General features: G+C 44.1%; 12 protein-coding genes and 4 tRNA genes. 6 read left to right on the top strand and 10 right to left on the bottom strand.

Going from position 1 to position 17,578, the window contains the following annotated elements:
* The first annotated feature begins 138 nt into the window (after positions 1 to 138).
* From OCV56_RS17910 to OCV56_RS17885, 6 genes are all read left to right on the top strand, one after another.
* On the top strand, positions 139 to 1,794 hold the full coding sequence (locus OCV56_RS17910; protein WP_050634205.1) for an ATPase RavA domain-containing protein: 1,656 nt from the start codon (positions 139 to 141) through the stop codon (positions 1,792 to 1,794).
* A gap of 11 nt (positions 1,795 to 1,805) precedes the next feature.
* Positions 1,806 to 3,251, top strand: a complete 1,446-nt coding sequence (gene viaA / locus OCV56_RS17905) for an ATPase RavA stimulator ViaA (RefSeq protein ID WP_086714097.1) — start codon at positions 1,806 to 1,808, stop codon at positions 3,249 to 3,251.
* Positions 3,252 to 3,450: 199 nt separating this feature from the next.
* Positions 3,451 to 3,524: transfer RNA gene (locus OCV56_RS17900), tRNA-Cys, on the top strand.
* A 37-nt stretch (positions 3,525 to 3,561) separates the two neighbouring features.
* Positions 3,562 to 3,637 (top strand) — tRNA-Gly (locus OCV56_RS17895).
* Between the two features lie 80 nt (positions 3,638 to 3,717).
* Positions 3,718 to 3,804 (top strand) — tRNA-Leu (locus tag OCV56_RS17890).
* Positions 3,805 to 3,868: 64 nt separating this feature from the next.
* Positions 3,869 to 3,942: transfer RNA gene (locus OCV56_RS17885), tRNA-Cys, on the top strand.
* A gap of 764 nt (positions 3,943 to 4,706) precedes the next feature.
* On the opposite strand, the gene OCV56_RS17880 is transcribed toward OCV56_RS17885, so the two are convergent.
* The 10 genes from OCV56_RS17880 to OCV56_RS17835 all read right to left on the bottom strand — a co-directional run bounded on the left by OCV56_RS17880 (position 4,707) and on the right by OCV56_RS17835 (position 17,578).
* Complete coding sequence (locus tag OCV56_RS17880) at positions 4,707 to 5,495, bottom strand: lipase family protein (protein ID WP_086714095.1); 789 nt, start codon at positions 5,493 to 5,495, stop codon at positions 4,707 to 4,709.
* A 105-nt stretch (positions 5,496 to 5,600) separates the two neighbouring features.
* Positions 5,601 to 6,572 carry an energy transducer TonB family protein gene (locus OCV56_RS17875; protein WP_086714094.1) on the bottom strand — a complete coding sequence of 324 codons (972 nt, stop codon included), beginning with the start codon at positions 6,570 to 6,572 and terminating at the stop codon, positions 5,601 to 5,603.
* Positions 6,573 to 6,577: 5 nt separating this feature from the next.
* Positions 6,578 to 7,000: a biopolymer transporter ExbD gene (locus OCV56_RS17870; protein WP_086714093.1), complete on the bottom strand. Its 423-nt coding sequence runs from the start codon at positions 6,998 to 7,000 to the stop codon at positions 6,578 to 6,580.
* 1 nt (position 7,001) lies between these two features.
* Positions 7,002 to 7,847: a tonB-system energizer ExbB gene (gene exbB / locus OCV56_RS17865; protein ID WP_086714092.1), complete on the bottom strand. Its 846-nt coding sequence runs from the start codon at positions 7,845 to 7,847 to the stop codon at positions 7,002 to 7,004.
* A 107-nt stretch (positions 7,848 to 7,954) separates the two neighbouring features.
* Positions 7,955 to 9,436 (bottom strand): surface lipoprotein assembly modifier, encoded by a 1,482-nt coding sequence (locus tag OCV56_RS17860; RefSeq protein WP_086714091.1) that lies wholly within the window; start codon positions 9,434 to 9,436, stop codon positions 7,955 to 7,957.
* A gap of 54 nt (positions 9,437 to 9,490) precedes the next feature.
* Positions 9,491 to 10,219 (bottom strand): Slam-dependent surface lipoprotein, encoded by a 729-nt coding sequence (locus OCV56_RS17855; RefSeq protein WP_086714090.1) that lies wholly within the window; start codon positions 10,217 to 10,219, stop codon positions 9,491 to 9,493.
* Between the two features lie 145 nt (positions 10,220 to 10,364).
* On the bottom strand, positions 10,365 to 11,744 hold the full coding sequence (locus OCV56_RS17850; protein WP_086714089.1) for a PKD domain-containing protein: 1,380 nt from the start codon (positions 11,742 to 11,744) through the stop codon (positions 10,365 to 10,367).
* Positions 11,745 to 11,934: 190 nt separating this feature from the next.
* Complete coding sequence (locus tag OCV56_RS17845; protein ID WP_086714088.1) at positions 11,935 to 13,257, bottom strand: PKD domain-containing protein; 1,323 nt, start codon at positions 13,255 to 13,257, stop codon at positions 11,935 to 11,937.
* Between the two features lie 188 nt (positions 13,258 to 13,445).
* Positions 13,446 to 16,568, bottom strand: a complete 3,123-nt coding sequence (locus OCV56_RS17840; protein ID WP_190960449.1) for a TonB-dependent receptor — start codon at positions 16,566 to 16,568, stop codon at positions 13,446 to 13,448.
* 74 nt (positions 16,569 to 16,642) lie between these two features.
* Positions 16,643 to 17,578 (bottom strand): FecR domain-containing protein, encoded by a 936-nt coding sequence (locus OCV56_RS17835; RefSeq protein WP_086714087.1) that lies wholly within the window; start codon positions 17,576 to 17,578, stop codon positions 16,643 to 16,645.

The raw sequence follows: 17,578 nt of genomic DNA, 5'->3' as shown, positions 1-17,578 counted from the left end.
ATGATTACGCCAAAATTACCGACGTAACCATCTGATATAAATGCAACTCAATAATAAAATACACTTGTAACAAAGTGCTAACAAATGTATAAAAACATATCTACACTCTCAACTGTTCAAAGATTTTCGGAGTAACGCATGAACCCTTCTATTTCCTCACATGCTGACAAGGCGCTACTCTCTGAAAGAATCAACAAATTAGCGCATGCTCTCTCTGATGGTGTCTATGAAAGAGAAGACACGATTAAGCTCTGTTTACTGGCTGCCCTGGCCGGCGAAAGTGTGTTTCTATTAGGCCCTCCGGGTATTGCAAAAAGCCTTATCGCTAAACGTCTCATTCAAGCTTTTGACAATAGTAGCTATTTCGAATATTTGATGACGCGTTTCTCTACTCCTGAGGAAGTGTTCGGCCCGCTAAGTATCCAAGAATTAAAAGACAACGGTCGTTATGTAAGACTGACCGAAGGCTACCTGCCAACAGCGCAAGTTGTGTTCCTTGATGAGATTTGGAAAGCAGGCCCTGCAATCCTAAATACACTTCTAACTGTGGTTAACGAAAAAACCTTCAAAAACGGTAGTGACATAGAGCGTGTTCCAATGCGCTTGTTGGTTTCTGCATCTAACGAACTTCCAGACGAAGACAGTGGCCTAGAAGCTCTTTATGACCGTATGTTGGTTCGCGTGTTTGTAAACCGTATTCAAAACAAACAAAACTTCAAATCTATGCTGACGACGGGTACTTCTCAAGAGGCGGTGATTCCAAAAGGTTTGGCAATTACGGATATTGAATATCATCAATGGCAGAAAGAACTCGATAAGCTGGAATTAACGGATAACTCGTTTAACAAGCTATATGAATTGAAAACGATGCTTGAAGAGACGGTTAAAAAGCAAGGCTCCGCATCAGAGTCCGATTTGTACGTATCAGACAGACGCTGGAAGAAGGCGGTTAAGCTGTTGAAGGCAAGTGCATTCTTCAGTGGTCGCGATAGCGTGAATCCGTTAGATATTATGCTTCTTCAAGATTGTTTGTGGCATAGCCCTGAATCACGCGACGTGGTTCGTAGCGTGGTGAAAGACTTTGCGTTGAACCGAGCGTTTGATCAGCAAGAGTCAAAAGCGCAAATTGAAATGTCTCGTGAAGAGTTAGAAGAGATTCAAGATGATGTTGAATCAACGTTGTCTGTATCGCTTTCTATGGAGTCAACCAGCGGCTTGCTGCGTAAAGACGTTTACCAAAATGATATCAAAAACGCGAAAATGTACAGCGTGGGCAGTGCTTACAACTTAGTGAAGCTGGTAATGCTGCAAAGCAACATGTCGGTGTCTGAATCTGAGAAAGGCGATAGTCGTTGGGTATACGTAGCCAAAGACGATTTTGATCGTGTTCTTAAAGAAGGGCACGGTGATATTTACGGTTATGTAAACGAAAATAAAAACCTATGCCGTTTAAAACTCGACTTGGATGCATCAAACCAACTAGTGATTAAAGACATCGCCAATCGCTCCGTCTTGGTGAGCGTGGTTACCACAGATGGTTTGGATCAAGAACTGTATAACAAGTGGTTAAGTGGCGCTGAAAGAGCGCTGGAGCAGTTAACTGAAGCGGAATTTAAGTTAAAACGCGTTCGTACTGAATTCCATGATGCGTTGCCTCATAACTATATTGACCCTGACTTGCCAAAAGCGATGGAAGCAAGCTTGCAAGCGGTAACGCAAGATCTTGAAACAACTAAAGTGAAGAGTAGCAAGATCGCTCAGCGCATTAAGTTCATGAGCCAGTACTTCGAGTAAGAGGGGAGCATATGTTAGGAGCAGACGGCTTAAACCTCGCTTTGATGGTGGCTGATTCAGGAATTATTGATACAGCGATGAATGATCTCATCGCTCGCTCTCAGGTCATGATGGCGGCTGAGAATAAAGGTGTGAAAACATCAGTGAAAAACCACTTAGTTAAATGGCGCGGTAAAGTAAAAAAACGCGTCACTAAAGTGTGTGAAACCGATCGATTCCAAGAGGAAATCGCGCTTTACCAAGAAGTTATCTACTGGGATGAACCACAGTTTTTTGATGAGATTGACAGTGTCATCAAAAAATTGGAGTGGCACTCAGCGTTCTACCTACAAGCTAGACGTCTTATGGAAAACAACAAAGGCGTTTATAACGCGATGTTTCCACACTACTTTTGCGACCAATGGTACCAATCACTTTCTGATGCGATAAAACAAGCTCAAGTAACCGAACTTGAAACAAGTAAAGAAAAAGTACTAGCCGATCTGTATCAGCGCATGGAAACCATGAAAAACATGGACAAAGTGACGGAATCGGGTGATGAAGGTAGTGTAGGCCGATTGTGGGACATGGCTTCGGCTAAGTTGAGTAAAACTGATCTAACCGTGATGAAACGTCATGCGGAGTTTTTGAACAAGCACAAAGGCTTACAAGAAATTGCTGAAAAACTCGGTCGTATGGCGGGGATGGAAGACGATCCTTCTTTGAACAAAGCGCCTGTAGAAGAACTACAGATGGTTGAAGAGAAAAGCGATGAAGCGGTTGATGATATTGTTGGGATTCATGAAAGTGATGATCTAAACAAAATGCTTCCAAACGAAACCATGTTTTTGGCGTACCCTGAACTTGAGGTTATCTTCTACAAGCATTTGGCTGATAAGCGTTTACTTAGTTACCGCTCTCAAGGTAAATCCCGTACGTTACGTAAAGTTAAGGCTCAAAAACCGGATAGTAAGAACGTTGATATTGAAAAGGGCCCGTTTATCGTCTGTGTGGACGCTTCTGGCTCTATGAGTGGTTTTCCAGAGCAGTCTGCTAAAGCAATGGCTTATGCCTTAATGCAAATTGCTCTAGCGGAAGAAAGAGACTGCTACGTAATTCTGTTCTCTTCTGAACAGATTACCTATGAATTAACTCGACAAGATGGCCTACGTGAAGCAAGTGATTTTCTTAGCTACTCATTTCACGGTGGTACGGATCTAGAACCTGTTTTGATGAAATCTATTGAGCTGATGACGGGCGATAAGTACAAGAACGCAGATTTGATCGTACTTTCTGATTTCATAGCACCAAAACAATCTGATGAAATGATTGCTCAAGTAGAAAAGCTGAAAGAACACAAAAACCGTTTCCATGCAGTGAGTTTATCTAAATACGGCAACCCTCAACTCATGACTATGTTTGACCATTGTTGGGCATATCATCCAAGTTTGGTTGGTCGTTTCATGAAGAAATGGTAACACCAATACATCTTAATTTAATCGATTTTGCTGTGTGTTTTTTGACTGAAGAGATCGAACATGCAGCAATTTGATTTAAATGTCAGCAAACGGAATTTAAATTCACTTTTTTGTTTGACTATCTCTCGTCAATCCGTAAAGTAGGCACCCGAACACAGCGCTGTGGCTTACTTAAGTCCCTAAAGTGTTGAATTAAAAAGGCGCCTTGGCAGAGTGGCTATGCAGCGGATTGCAAATCCGTGGACCTCGGTTCGACTCCGGGAGGCGCCTCCATTCTCTCTTTCATTTTAGAAAGAAGATGAATGAAAATGCGATACTAGCTCAGTTGGTAGAGCGCAACCTTGCCAAGGTTGAGGTCATCGGTTCGAACCCGATGTATCGCTCCAAATTTTGTAATGTTGATTCGTTTCGACATTAAGATGGTGTTTTACTTTTCAGTAATCGGCATCGCAATAAAGAATTGCGTGCCCTGGTGGTGGAATTGGTAGACACAAGGGATTTAAAATCCCTCGACGTTCGCGTTGTGCCGGTTCAAGTCCGGCCCGGGGCACCATCTATTTGATTGATACCTTGTTTGGTAGTAATCAACAGAGTAGTTCTCTTAAAACACTATTGAAGGCGCCTTGGCAGAGTGGCTATGCAGCGGATTGCAAATCCGTGGACCTCGGTTCGACTCCGGGAGGCGCCTCCATCATTCAGAAAAAACCAGCCCTAGTGGCTGGTTTTTTCGTTTCTGAGCTTCCGTTAATTCATCTTGTCTATCTCAAACTTCTGAGTCAGTCCCTTATTATCTTCACGTTATCGTGTGACTCAAAATTGAGCGGTTGTAAGCGTGTGTAATTAAATCGAGCATTACAATAAAACACCGTTCATAATTGTAGAGTAATTAAGAAAAGGAATAGCGAATGTTCAGAAAACTCGTCACAGTATCATTGATAGCCATCTTAAACGGATGCGTTCTATACCCTACAACGAGAGACTATTACAAGCCCATTGTACAGATTGGACAAGTAGAGACAGCAAGTTCAGGGTGTGGTTATCATAAAGCGAAATATGACGCTCTTGAGCAGACTGCTGGGGATATTACAGTACGAGTTTATCCTAGCCTTGCGTCTGAAAAGACATTGATAGTGAACTTTGGATTAGAATCTCCCCAGGACAATGATCATTTAATATTAAATGCCGTATTAAGTAACGACGTTCACTTGAGCGATGAAACTAAGTCACTGACTTTAACGTCGAAGTACTTACACGATGGAGTATATCGCACTTGGTACTCATCAAATCCCCTCCAACTCACCAGTCAGCCGGATCAGCTGACGATCTCAGTATCTGACAGTAATGGAAAGACATATCAATTCATGTTTGAGTTTACTACTCAGTCAGATATCTATTATGCTTCGATTAACTGCTAAGCAATGAAGGCGATTAGAATCGTGTAACATATTTATACCGTTACCTCTTGTCGAAGAAATCCTTATTGCGTATATACTTGCTCATCAAGTGGTAAGAGAAAGGTCTTATCAACCAGCTAACAATAGAGCGTCCAAGGCGAACAAACGTTGGAGTATTCTCATAGATTCTACCGTTGTAGAGCCAAAGCACTTTTCCCACATGCCAATACAGTAAAGGTACGGGTGGCATGAAGGTCACGATGTCGATGTCACAACAAATACGGTAGGTTTTCTTGCTCAAGCGATAGTGCTTTCGAAAATTCCAGTCACCAACGGCAGGTTGGCCAAAAGTCACTATTCGCTTAATACAGCCTGGGTACTTTTGAGCAAAGTAATCAGCGAAGACACAACCGATAGCGCCACCGGAAGAGTGGCCAGTAATAGACACTCTTTTTCCTTGTTCTATGAGAGGTGTGAGCGTGGCTTCCAAGCGTTCGATAACGGTTAAGCCAAGCTGATCTTCATTGCGACTTGGCTGGCTTTCTTGAAATATTAAATGATAGAAACCCGCGTGCACGCGGTAATTGAGCGAAATTCTTTTGCAACTTCTTGTCCATAGAGCAAAGGTAAGTAACCAGTCTGAGATGCTGTGTGATCCTTTGATAACCACAACCACTTCATCTTTGTCGCTGCTCCACAACACTCGAATCATGGTTTTTCCAAATTGGTTCTTTATGATGCGCTGTCCATTGGGATCAAACCCATAGCGAGTTTGTTTAAACACTCTAGGGTAGGCTAGATTACAAAGAACGGCATAGCGCTCATATTGATATCGTTTTAGTGGTTTCACATGTTTACTTCTTAATAATAGTTACTTAGAACTTTAGTCGTTGAATGTGAAATGCACATGAAAACACCACATGCTTGATTCATTACAGAGAAACCGAAATAAGCCTCAAAAGCTAAAGTTGATGGGAAGCGTAAGGCTTAAGCGAGTACCTGCTATGCTCGTCGGGGGTTTAATTAATGGTTGAGCGCGGTAAACAAGGTCGACAGCTTCGTTGTCTAACGAAAGTGTACCCGAACTTTTGACCAACACGACATCAACCACATTACCTTGGCGATCCATTGTAAATTTGATAACAGGCATGCCTTTCTTCTTCATGCGCTTTGCTTTTCTAGGGTAACGCTTTTCTCGCTCAAGGTGTGCATGAAGTGCTTGCTGCCAATTAATTTTGGCCGCTTTCCCCGCTTCAGAAAGTTGTCCAATCCGAAGCGCACTCGCTTGCTGCTGGCTATTTTTAGCCATTAAATTAGGTTGAGATTTTGCCGTTTGCACGACTTGTTGTTGGTCTTTGAGATCATCACTGATTGGACGCGGTTTCTCAATCGGAACGGGTTTCACCATCGCCTTTTGGGGATCGGGGATGACTTTCGGTTTTGTCTTTTTGACAACGGTAGGCTCTGTACGACTTTTAGGCGGCACAGGCGTTTTAGCAATCTGTTTTGGCTCCTCGGGCTTATTTTTCGTCTCTTTTTCCGGCCTAGCCTCTTGGTTTATTGCTGATGAGAGCGCGTTTGCTTTCTCAACCTCAACAAACTTTGGCTGCTCTTTCACAGGTGTTGGTTTGACGAGCGGTTGTATCTCCTCAACCGTTGCAGCTTGGATCATCTGTTCTTGAACAATCTCAGGTTGATTTTCGCCTATCTCCGTATCTTCTACTTGCATTTTTGCCATCGCGAGAGAAGCAACAATTGTAACCTTAATGGGTGCTGCTTGCGGAGGCGGAGCAAAATCGTACTCAGGTGTCCAGAGGTAGTAAACAAGAGCAGATAAGTGAAGGGCAAGACTCAATGCAAAACCGACGACAAACCAACGTCGACGAGGTTTACGTGATCTGACACTTAAGGTGGCAAAAATACTCATGCTTACTACCCCTGCGGCGTTTCTAAACCAACGAGCGCAATCTGGCTGTATCCGGCGCGTACAAGTGTGTTCATGACTTTCATGAGTTCGTCATACGTAATGCTTTTGTCAGCTCTTAGATAAATCCTCTGATTTTGATCCTCGATAATTAGCGGAAGATCAAATGGTAGCTGTTCTAACGTTGAAGTCTTATCCTCACCTAATGTTAGCTCTAGCCCCTTACCAACGGTAAGGAACAAAGGTTCATCAGGTAAAGGTGTGGCTTCAGCAGAAGATGAAGGAAGATCGACGGGCACATTAACGGTCGCCAATGGTGCTGCTACCATCACAATGATGAGTAGAACGAGCATAACATCAACCAAAGGCGTCACGTTGATATCGTGGTTTTCCACCAGATCATCGCTGTCTGAAGATGTTTGAAATCCCATATCACACCACCTGCTTTAATTGTGATGGCGTCTCTTCGTTAGTATCGCGGTCACAATCTCGGCTAACAAGTACCATGGTCGCAACAGACACGTCTGTTAGGAGTGCTTTGTAGTGTCCAATACGTCGAGAAAAATAGTTATACATCATCACCGCAGGAATAGCGGCAACCAAACCGATCGCTGTTGCGAGTAGTGCTTCGGCTATACCAGGGGCCACAACCACAAGCGTCGTACTTTTGGCTTTCGCGATGCCGATAAACGCATTCATAATTCCCCAAACTGTACCAAATAGGCCGACGAATGGGCTAACTGAACCTATGGTTGCCAAAATGCCCGTCAGTGACGTCATGTCTCGGGTTAACTCTGCTTGAACTCGCTCAAGTCTTAATTGAACACGTTCTTTAATGCCGTTATGAGTCGCAGGACCTTGACCGGACATATAGATTTCGTGCTGTGCAGCGGTCACTACGGAGACTTCTTGCCCTGTTTGTAGCGTAAGAGCGGACTCCGCATGCTGAAGAGTGTCTGCGGTCACTAAGGTTGCTAATAGTTGCTTAGTTCTTTTCGTAGCAAGAACGAGCTGTATCTGCTTAGTAATGAAGACTGCCCAGCTCAAAATGGAAGCGACTAATAAAGCGATCATAACCGACTTAACTACCCAATCTGCAGCATGGTACATTCCCATCGGCGAAAGATCGTGGGTGATCAATGGATTTGAAGGTGGGGCAATCTGTTGGTTTGAGACCACAGTATCGGAGATAGGTTGAATCGACGTATCACTCAAAGAATAATGGGAAAACGTCAGCATTAAAAACACTGACGCGATACGAAAAAAAAGCGTTGTCATTAGGTATCACTCACTAGGGATTGAATTAGGCTGGTGGAATAAATTTCCACGTTGTCGCTACCTATACCGAATGAAATTAAAAAAACCGTAAAGAAATTTTAATTATTTTAAAAACGCCTAGTGAACTTGATAGTGATCTCATTTTGCTGGTAGGTGTAGAGCCAATCAACATTGCTTTTTATTCTTTTATGATTCCAAACCAATGAAGGGGTAACACCGAATAACTTGATATCTTTTAGCGAAGCAGAGAGCCCGTAATTTTGCTCTTTATCTCTACGCGTTTCGCTCAGAATGCTATTGAAGCCTTGGTAGTCACGATGTCTAAACGATCCGAAAAGTGTCAGATCAACCCAAGGAATCACACCTGAATTCAAGCCAATTTTACCGCCATAAAGCTCGTAAGCATGGACTTGTTCTTTGTTCTGTTTACCTGTCCAGTCTATGCCACCGAATAACAATAGGTCATGATTAAATTGGTACCAATAAGTAAGATACGAAGCCAGTTGCCAGTCTGTTTGATAGCTGAGCACACTTGGGATGTAATCTTGATAGTCGGCTTTGAACTCGAATTTAAGGGCACTGTTTTGACTGGTTGTTCTAAGCCAGTCTAATTTGATTCCTGAGCTGAAATAAACAGAACTGTTCGCGTAACGACTTAGTTCAAAAGAGGGGCCGATTGATACTTTGTTGAGGCGATCATGAAAACTGTATCCGAAGCCGATTCGAGAGGTATGTTCATTGTAATCACTGTTGTTCTCGTAGTTGGTGCCATAAGTTAGGCCTTGTAAATGAATACCGTGGTGTCGAGACAAAGAGAAACGTTTATTGATACTCGCTTCAAAATCGATCCCATATGCTTTTTCTTTTTTAGGCGTGACACGGTCAAAGAGACACTGACCTGTGTTGGATGTCACTAGGCAGGTATAGGATTCAGAAGAGCTGTTTAAGTTATCATTAAAAGAACCGCCAATCGCCACAGACCCGTTCCAGCTGTCGCGAGCAATAAGCGCTTGGGTAAAGCTGTCGATGGTTCGAATCACACCAGCAGCTCTCGGATTTTGTGAGGGTATTTTTGATTTGATTTGATTGAACAGATTGAGCGCATCTCGGTTTTGGTTACTTTCAAACAAGACTCGTGCTAGCTCTAACTGCGCGGGCATAAAATTGGGTTGTAAGGCTAATGCGTCTTCGAATGCGAGTTGAGCGTGTTCCAGATCACCTTTAGCTCGAGAGATTGCGCCGTCAGCGTAGTTCAGTAACAGTGGGTCAGGCTGTTCAAACTGTCGATAGATTTCCAGTAACTGGCTAGCTTGCACCCATTGACGATAACGAACAGCAAGATGAAGAGATTTCGCGACTTGATTCACATCGTTTGTGTCGATCTGGTATCCAGTTTGGGTTGGTTTTTGGGAGTTAGCTTCGCGCTGGTTCTCTTCTTCAAGTATTGCTTGTTCTTTGTTTTGAGCCGATAGGGCATCTTGTTGTTCAATACGAAACTGCGTATCTGTGTCTTGAGACCAAGAAAGAGGTGAAGAAAAGACGCAAGACAATAGTAGACAACGTAAAAATGGAGTGGTGTTGGAGTTCATGTGGTGCTCATTAAAAAGAAGCAGCCGAAGCTGCTTCTTAGTCATTGAAGGTGATTACTGTTTTGCACCGCCGAATGCAGTATCAAGATCAGAGTTGCCAGCAAAAGTCGCAATACCAGCGAGTGTTGCTGCATCTGCGCCAAAGAAGTGGCCTTGAGAAATACCTTGAGATGTCACACCTGCTTGGTTAGCTGTTGCCGTACCATTGAACGAAGCGCTTGCTGCATCAATCGTGCTATCCACATTGATAGATAGAGACGCATTAGCAATGTCGCCTGTTAGTGTTTGTTGAGCGAAATCAGCAGTAAACGTACCTGAAAGTTGGTTACTACCGCTAAACTGGTTAATACCAGTAATGTTGTACGTCGCGCTACCTGAAGTAGGCACAGTGGTACCAGTATCGTCGCCTACATAGTAAACAGTACGGTTGTTGTATTCTTCATCTTGTCTTCCTTCATACCATTCGCCAAACCAAACATCTTGGTTAGCCGCTTGCGCGAAGTTGTAAAATGATGAACTAAAGTGCTTACTGCCAGAGGTATGTACATTATTTCTCTCTTTACTGCTGAAGATATTACCTGCTAGTCCATCGAAATCGACGCGCTTACCTGTTGAGCTGCCAATGCCGGCTTTACCTTTTGCGTGAAACAGTGGGACGTAAACTTCGGATTCACCAACCTGACGAAGAGAGTCGTCGCTAATCGCGCCATCAAAACCTGCTTGTACAAGTGGGCTAAGGCCAATCATTGCAGCCGCGATCCATGAAAGTTGAACTGGTTTCATTTTGATTCCTTTTAAATTGAGTATGGTAAGTAAAAAAGCAAACCCAACATCCGGTGCGCGCGACAGATGCCGTGCTTGCTTTCAACTATTACACCGTTTAAGAAAGAGAAAACCGTAATAGATAATCGTAATTTTTAATAAAATTTTATCGGCTAATGAAGTTGTATGTACCACCGACTCGCTCTATCAGCGTAAAGTCGTTTGGCCCATTTAAACTCCAAGCAAATTCGAAAATCACACGAGTGGTTTTGCTCTGGGTTGGAGGTGAATACAAAGTTAGGGTTTCACGGGTACCTGCCGGAATCACATAAACATCAGATTTAGCGAGCTCACCAAAAGGGGTTTTTATGATGGGCTGTACGATATCTTTAAGGTCAGTCAAGGAAGTCACGGTAATAGTGATGTCTTTTTCGACGGCTTCAAACGTATAGGATCCTAATGCATAGTATTCAGGCACTTGTCCAGTATCACCGGTCAAATCTATGCTCTTTTCGTCATCAAAAGGTAGAAGTAAAGGTTCGGTTTCATCTCTCAGAAAGACTTTTGCGTGCGGGCCATTTAACGAAGCAACGCGCACGTATGTAGGTCTGCCAGGTAAATCGGTGAACTCGCCGTCACTTACTTCGACATTGACAGCAAATTGCCCGCTCACATCGGCAACAAAGCTTGTGGTTTCAGCACTAGGGTTCGCAATAGTTGCATTGCTCCCTTGCGGTTTTGACACAAAATACCAATTAAAGGTGAGGGGGTCGCCGTCCGGGTCATAACTTTCACTGGCAGTGAAAGAAACCGTCATACCTTCAATGGCCAACATGGCTTGGGTATTATTAGCAGTTGGAGGGCGGTTTTGATGGTTTTCATTAAAGGTGACGGTTGTGGTCGCCTTAGTTGATAAGAAACCATCGGTGACGGTTAATTCCACCACATAGTCACCTGCCACATCAGCGGTTAAGTCGGGGTATTTACCCTCATATTTACTGAGGCTAGGCTGACTCCCATCTGGCTGGTCGATAATTTTCCATTGACGGTACAGTTCATCGCCGTCAGCATCCGTGGATGTGTCAAACAGTTTGACTGATTGCGATAGGGACGCGCTGTACGTTGGGGTAAGTGAGACCACCGGTGGCGAGTTGTCTTGGTCGGGTTTAGCTACTATTTTCACTTGATTTGGGCGGCTGTTGACTTGGCCATCGTTGACCACCAACGAAAGGTAGTAAGTACCAATCTGATCCGCAACGAAAGTCGGTTTGATGGCCTCCAAGCTGGAAAGTTGTGCTTCGCTTCCTGCGGGTTTTTCTGAGAATGACCATGAATAAGAGATGAGGTCGTTGTCATAATCAACACTACGCGTGCCGTCTAAGTGGACGACTTGATTAACTTTAACTTGTTGATTGATACCAGCGATAGCGATCGGAGTTTGATTATTCGAGTCGCTTGTCGGCGATGAATCAGAAGCACTTCCATTACACGCCGTAATGAAAGCGAAAGAGAGAATTATTGGAAACTTGTAAGTATAGCCATGCATTGCAATACACCGTCGAGAGTAGAATGTTAAGTCATCGTTTTTTGTCTTTCTTTTCTATACCGATTGAGAATGAGAAAACCGTAATCGAAAAATGAAAAAAAGCGCGAATACTCGCGCTTTTCGTACTGTTAGTTTGGAAGATGGTGTTTTTAGCTTGGAAGCTAGTGCCTTTTTGGGGGAAATAGTGGGCTTAGTTCGCCTCGGCGCTTAGGTCGTACGCGACCCCCATGTATTTTGTGAAATCACTATCAAGGATGAACGAATATATGACGTTGGTTCGAGTGCCCGTCGTCGGCTTGGCCCACATTTTCACGTAAGCCACATCCCCTGAATGTAGAACTTGGTTAAGTTCTATCCCTGTCATTTTCGGCGCATAATCTTCACCTCTGAAGTCCATCTCAGTAATTTCACTAATTGTGTAGTCCTTACCAACCGCCTCTAGTGTGTACGTAGCCACTTCTACATATTCGGGAACATCACCTATGATGGTTTTATCTAGGGTAATCGGCGTCGGTGTGTAAGGTAGGGCATGTACTGTTTTTTCATCCCCAAAGGTAAAGATGATTTCGCTGCTGCCTGCGGCACTCGCGCTCAAACGAACCATATCGGCTTCGCTGGTGAATTCACCGTCATTTACAGTAAGCGAGAAGAGGTAATCACCCACTTGGTCTGGTGTGAAATCTGGTTTCGCGACTGCTGAGTCTGACAGTTCAGCCGTACTGTTTTCCGGTTTAGAAAGTAGTTTCCACGTGTACGTAATCGCATCTTCATTGCCGTCGTAACTGCCGCTGCCATCTAAGGTTGCTGCTTCTCTAATCTCTAAAGACTTTACGCCACCCGCATTGGCGACTGGAGCAACGTTTTCTGCTGAATAAGACACAGTAACTTCTTGGCTAACGCTTTCGTAACCGTCGCTCACTGTTAATTTCAGTTTGTAGTCGCCGGCTGTGTTCGACAGTAGTACTGCTGTTGATGTTCCGCTGCCCGTGAGTTTCATCGTCGCATTATCCGGTGTTGATAAAAGCGCCCATTGATAAGTTAAAACATCGCCATCAAGGTCGACGGCGTTAGACGGAATTTTGATAGATTTGGTTAGAGCAACACTTGGTGGTGTCGCAATATCGATGATTGGCGCCACGTTTTGTGATGCGTCAGTGACTTCAATGGTTTGCTTTGTGGTATTCGAAGTGCCTGATATTGCACTTTCTAATTCAAATGTGTAATCGCCAACAACATCTGGAGTGAAATAAGGTGCAATGGCCTTGTTAGCGTTAAGTGCAACGTTACTGCCATCAGGCTTGCTTGTTAGCTTCCATTCGAATGTTGTGTTTTCGTTGTAGGTATCTAAACCTTGGGTTGCATCTAAGCGGACGCGCTTGCCTAATTTGGCATAGGATTTTTCGACAGTTGCGTTGTTTGAAGAATCTGAACTGCTGTCGCTGCTCCCACTACCGCATGCGATAAGCGCTGGCATAGCGGCAGCAAGTAAGGTCCATTTTAGTTTTGAAGTCATGTATTTTTTCCTAATCATGAGTGGCAAAGCTGTTTAAAGTCAGCCGTGCAAATGTCAATTTCATTGGGTATACCGAATTCAGATGAGAAACCCGTAAAGAAAAACGCCCAGAAAGGCGTTTTATTATGGTTTTGATCAATACGTTTGATTCCGAACGAGTCTGAAAGGTAATGTCGGTGGTCTTGTTATTAAAACTTACCACTTAATTTGAAGGTTAATGTTCGGCCCGGAGCGGGCATACCTGATACCGAGCCTGTATCTAAGTAATAAACATCAGATAGATTATTACCAATCAGCTCAGCACTCAGTTTCTTTGTGAAGGCATATTTAACGTAGGCATCATAAGTAATGACCTCTGTTCTTTTTATGAGTTCATCTTCATGACTTGCGGAAACATAGTTTGTACGTACGCCTGTTTCTAAGTCGGTATCAAAGAAACGAGTGCCTAGCAAAATACTGCCTGTATATTCAGGTGCTGCATGATCCGCAAGAAAGCTTCCTTCTGAAAATCCGCCACGAACACAAGTTTCTTCGGATGGGGTATTTCCTAAAATCACATCTTTTATATAACCTTGGGCGGCAGAGTTTCTGTCACAAACTTCGTTTCGGAAATTGTAAGCAATTGAGGCATCGCCAAAATAATCGCTGTTATCAAACTGCCCGTTGATCTCAATACCGCTAGTTCGTTGGCTATCTAGGTTGGTGAAGTTATAACTGTCGCGATCTCTGTCCATTACACCGTCAATTGTTTGATCAAAATAGGTCAGCTTAAAGCTCGCATTGTCGAAGTAATGAATGTAAGCCGTTTCGTACAGTTTGGCGCGCTCAGGTTGTAGAGGAGCACTTGCGACAGGGTTGCTACTGAACCCACTGGTACTTTCAAATAGGCTTGGGAAACGTAAAGTCTCAGCGTAACGGGTGTAAATTCGGCTGTTATCGCTGATTAGCCATGTGGCTGTGACAGAAGGCATCCAACCGCTACCACTGGTCTTGTATTGGGTGTTGTATTCTTCAGAAGTCTCAAGCGATTTGGCCTTACAACTGCCTTCGATGTAGTTTTCTTGTTGCATTGCGATACGACAAGCATTGCTTGCCAGATCGAGTTCGTTGTCGCTATTGGTTAACCAACTGGATGCGTGGTGCTCGATGAAAGTGGTTTGATTTTCCGCCGATTCGGTTTCGGTTTGTAGCTTCTGTTGCAATATAGCATCGAAATTAGCGAGTTCTGATTGTCGTGCGTCTAGCTGACTTTGGTACTCATTAGCTTGATCAGGGAACATAACGATCAAGTTTTGCAATCTATCTATCTCAGTATTGAGGTTTTGTTGTGTGAAATTGACTCTCACCTCATGCTTTGCGTTTGCTACATTTTGCGCGATTTCTTCAGGTGCATAGGCCTCTAGCGTTTGATAAGTTAATTGGTAGCCGTCTTTCTTGTACTCCTTCAGAGGATTAATGTCGCCAGAGTTTACTTGATGTTCTATATAGTAATCTGTCGCATTGTAAGAGATGTAACGGACACCAGAATCTAACACTATGGAGTCATGTGGTCGCCATTCAATCTTTACTGCGCCGTTGTATTCTTCTCTTTCACCAGCACGGACTGCACCACCATAGAAATCGATAAGGTTGGCTAGTCCCTCTTTAGGGTTCAATTCGTGCATCATGTAACTGCCGGACAATGTCATATCAATAGAGTCTGTTAGTAGCATCTTGTTATTGAAATCGAATCCGTACCTTTGCTCATCACGGTTAACGACTGACGTGTTGATGATGATATCAGGCGTATCGCTTTTGTAGTTCACGAAGTTAGGGAAGCCATAACCAGTATTGCTGCGAGAATCTGTTTTTGTCAGCCATAAGTTGGTGCTTAGGTTTAGCAAATCTTGTTCAGGATTAGCTCGAAATTTCAGGGTGTAGGCTTGCATTTTTGCGTTGGCAAGCGGCCACTGAGCGAGTCCATCAGAATTTCGGTAGTCTGAACGACTCGCCAATATCTCACCGTGAGTGCTTTCCGTGTATCGGATACTGGCATGCAGTTTGTAGTAATCACTGAAATTGATTGTACCTTTTAATAGTGCTGATTCCATTTCCGCAGATGTGTTGGGTACTTCGTGGCCAGGGTAGTGGACCAATGCCATGTGTTCAGGTCTTAAGATTGGATTTCGCCCCGCGACTTGGTCACTCGAGTCATTGTCAAATGGTTTCGAGTAGAAGTCAGCTTTGCTGGTACCTGAGTAGTAGTTACCTCGATTTCGGTATGCGTATGCGGCTAACCAGTCAAACTTTGGTTCGATCCCGGCGAGTGCGAGGCGGTAGGCGACGTCCTCTCCATTGAAGGGATTATCTGTTTTGTTGTCTCTGGTTTGGAAGCGAACTTCTGGGTCGTCGTACAGTGGAACACCACCTAACTCGGCATAAGCTGGGACATCTTGCCAACGTTTTCCGGTATGCAGTCGCGCTTTGTTTGGCTCGATTGAGTTACTGCTGCTTTCGGCAACTAACTCAATACCAAATTGTTCACCTTCTTCAACGATATCTTGGGGTTGCAATGTCGTAACTTTAACTGCACCACCTGTTGAGGTATTGATCTCTGAGTTTAACTGAGCACCTTGATAAACAGCCATACTGCCGATGAGGTTAGGGTCAATGTAGTTTCTGTTCGATGAACCACGATAGCCGTTATACACTGAAATACCTTGTTCAGTACCATCGATAACTACAGGCACACGACCAAAGCCTTGTACACCACGTACGTTTGGGTCGATACTGCCACCGCCATTTCGTGCTTCGCCACTGTGTGTATTGGCGATGCCAGTGAACAGATCCGCCGCACTGGTGCCTTTGAAACGTTCGATTTCTTCTTTTCCGAGATAAGCGGTTGCGACGTCTTTGTCGTACACATCCATTTCACCGTCAGTGTCTCTTTGATAGGCGTCATCAAAATGGGTTCGAACTTGAATAGCATCGAGTGTCATCGAGTCTGTAGTTGGTACGAGGTAGTAAACACCATCAGACTGTTTTTGTGCTTGCAGACCGGTATTGGTCAACAACAGAGACAGCGCCTGTTCGTTGTCGTATTGGCCGACTAGACCTTGGCTATAGAGCCCTGAAGAGAGTGACGAGTCTAGATAAAATTCGATACCCGATTCTACGGCAAAGTGGTTGAGAGCACTGTCTAAGGTGGCTGCTGGAATATTATATTGGTGGTCTTCTGCAGCGTTGGAAGCAACAGGAAAACTCAATATAACGACACCGAGTTTTATCGTGGTAAGTTTGGAGAGTAGCGAGCGCTGCTTGGCATTTGGCACCGTAATTTCCTTATCGGGATTTCTAACTGACTGTCAGATACACCGAACAAGAATCAGAAATCCGTAATAAAATTTTATTTGGCTGTGATGGTGACCCAAAGAGGGGTACGGTAATGGATTCTTACAGGTAGTATCTGGCTGATATTGTGTAAGGTTTTATCAATATCTTTGGTCGAGAACACACCGGTAAGTTTGAGTGCCGCGGCACTGGCATCGACGTTGATGATGCCGCGTCGATAACGCCCTAATTCGTTGATGAAAGTTTTGAGCTGTGTCGCTTGCGCCATGATTTTATGCTCGAGCCAAAGCATGTCTGAATCTTGGGTCTGGTTTGGCTGCGATACTGTGCGGCGATTGAAGTGTGCAGTTTGCCCTGCAAAAAGATGCGGTTTCCCCATCCCAAGCATAGGTTGAATTTCGACTTCACCTTCATAGACAGAGACTTGAGTGGTATCGATGTGCTCGCGGATACTGAATTGGGTTCCGATGGGCAATACTAAACCTTGCGAAGTAGAAACTGTTAATGGGCTGTGGTGATGTGTGTTGGTGATTATGACTTCGCCGCGTTCGATATGAATATCGCGCTGATGATTATCAAAATCGACAAACAATTTGGAATCGGTGTTGATCGCTAATTGCGTCCCATCGAACAGTGTCATTGAACGAATTTCGCCAGTCGCGGTAGAGTATTCAGTGCCTGTTGGCGTTGGTCTGTAAATCGCCATGCCTGAACCTAATGCGACGAACGAAAGCGTGCTTATGGATAAGAATTCGCGACGGCTGACTCTCGGTGGTTTACGCGTCAAGACCTGCTTGCTGATTTTGCCTTTAGGAATGGCACAAAACTTACTTTGTAGCAGTTCTAACTTTTGCCATGCTAAGGCGTTATTTGGGTGGGCAAGCCGCCAACATTCGAACGAGTCATGATCTTGTTGCGTGGCATCATCAGCCCAAAGACGTGCCATCCAAACCGATGCTTGCTCTATGGTTTCAGGTGGTAATTGCTGCAT

It is taken from the genome of Vibrio gigantis (genome assembly GCF_024347515.1).
GTDB classification, from domain to species: domain Bacteria; phylum Pseudomonadota; class Gammaproteobacteria; order Enterobacterales; family Vibrionaceae; genus Vibrio; species Vibrio gigantis.
This window is presented reverse-complemented; position numbering and strand designations above follow the sequence as displayed.

What these genes read in the sequence shown, in the direction of transcription:
- OCV56_RS17910 (WP_050634205.1), top strand. Translation starts at nt 139, where the DNA reads ATGAACCCTTCTATTTCCTCACATGCTGACAAGGCGCTACTCTCTGAA.
- viaA (WP_086714097.1), top strand. Translation starts at nt 1,806, where the DNA reads ATGTTAGGAGCAGACGGCTTAAACCTCGCTTTGATGGTGGCTGATTCA.
- OCV56_RS17875 (WP_086714094.1), bottom strand. Translation starts at nt 6,572, where the DNA reads ATGAGTATTTTTGCCACCTTAAGTGTCAGATCACGTAAACCTCGTCGA.
- OCV56_RS17870 (WP_086714093.1), bottom strand. Translation starts at nt 7,000, where the DNA reads ATGGGATTTCAAACATCTTCAGACAGCGATGATCTGGTGGAAAACCAC.
- exbB (WP_086714092.1), bottom strand. Translation starts at nt 7,847, where the DNA reads ATGACAACGCTTTTTTTTCGTATCGCGTCAGTGTTTTTAATGCTGACG.
- OCV56_RS17860 (WP_086714091.1), bottom strand. Translation starts at nt 9,436, where the DNA reads ATGAACTCCAACACCACTCCATTTTTACGTTGTCTACTATTGTCTTGC.
- OCV56_RS17855 (WP_086714090.1), bottom strand. Translation starts at nt 10,219, where the DNA reads ATGAAACCAGTTCAACTTTCATGGATCGCGGCTGCAATGATTGGCCTT.
- OCV56_RS17850 (WP_086714089.1), bottom strand. Translation starts at nt 11,744, where the DNA reads ATGCATGGCTATACTTACAAGTTTCCAATAATTCTCTCTTTCGCTTTC.
- OCV56_RS17845 (WP_086714088.1), bottom strand. Translation starts at nt 13,257, where the DNA reads ATGACTTCAAAACTAAAATGGACCTTACTTGCTGCCGCTATGCCAGCG.
- OCV56_RS17835 (WP_086714087.1), bottom strand. Translation starts at nt 17,578, where the DNA reads ATGCAGCAATTACCACCTGAAACCATAGAGCAAGCATCGGTTTGGATG.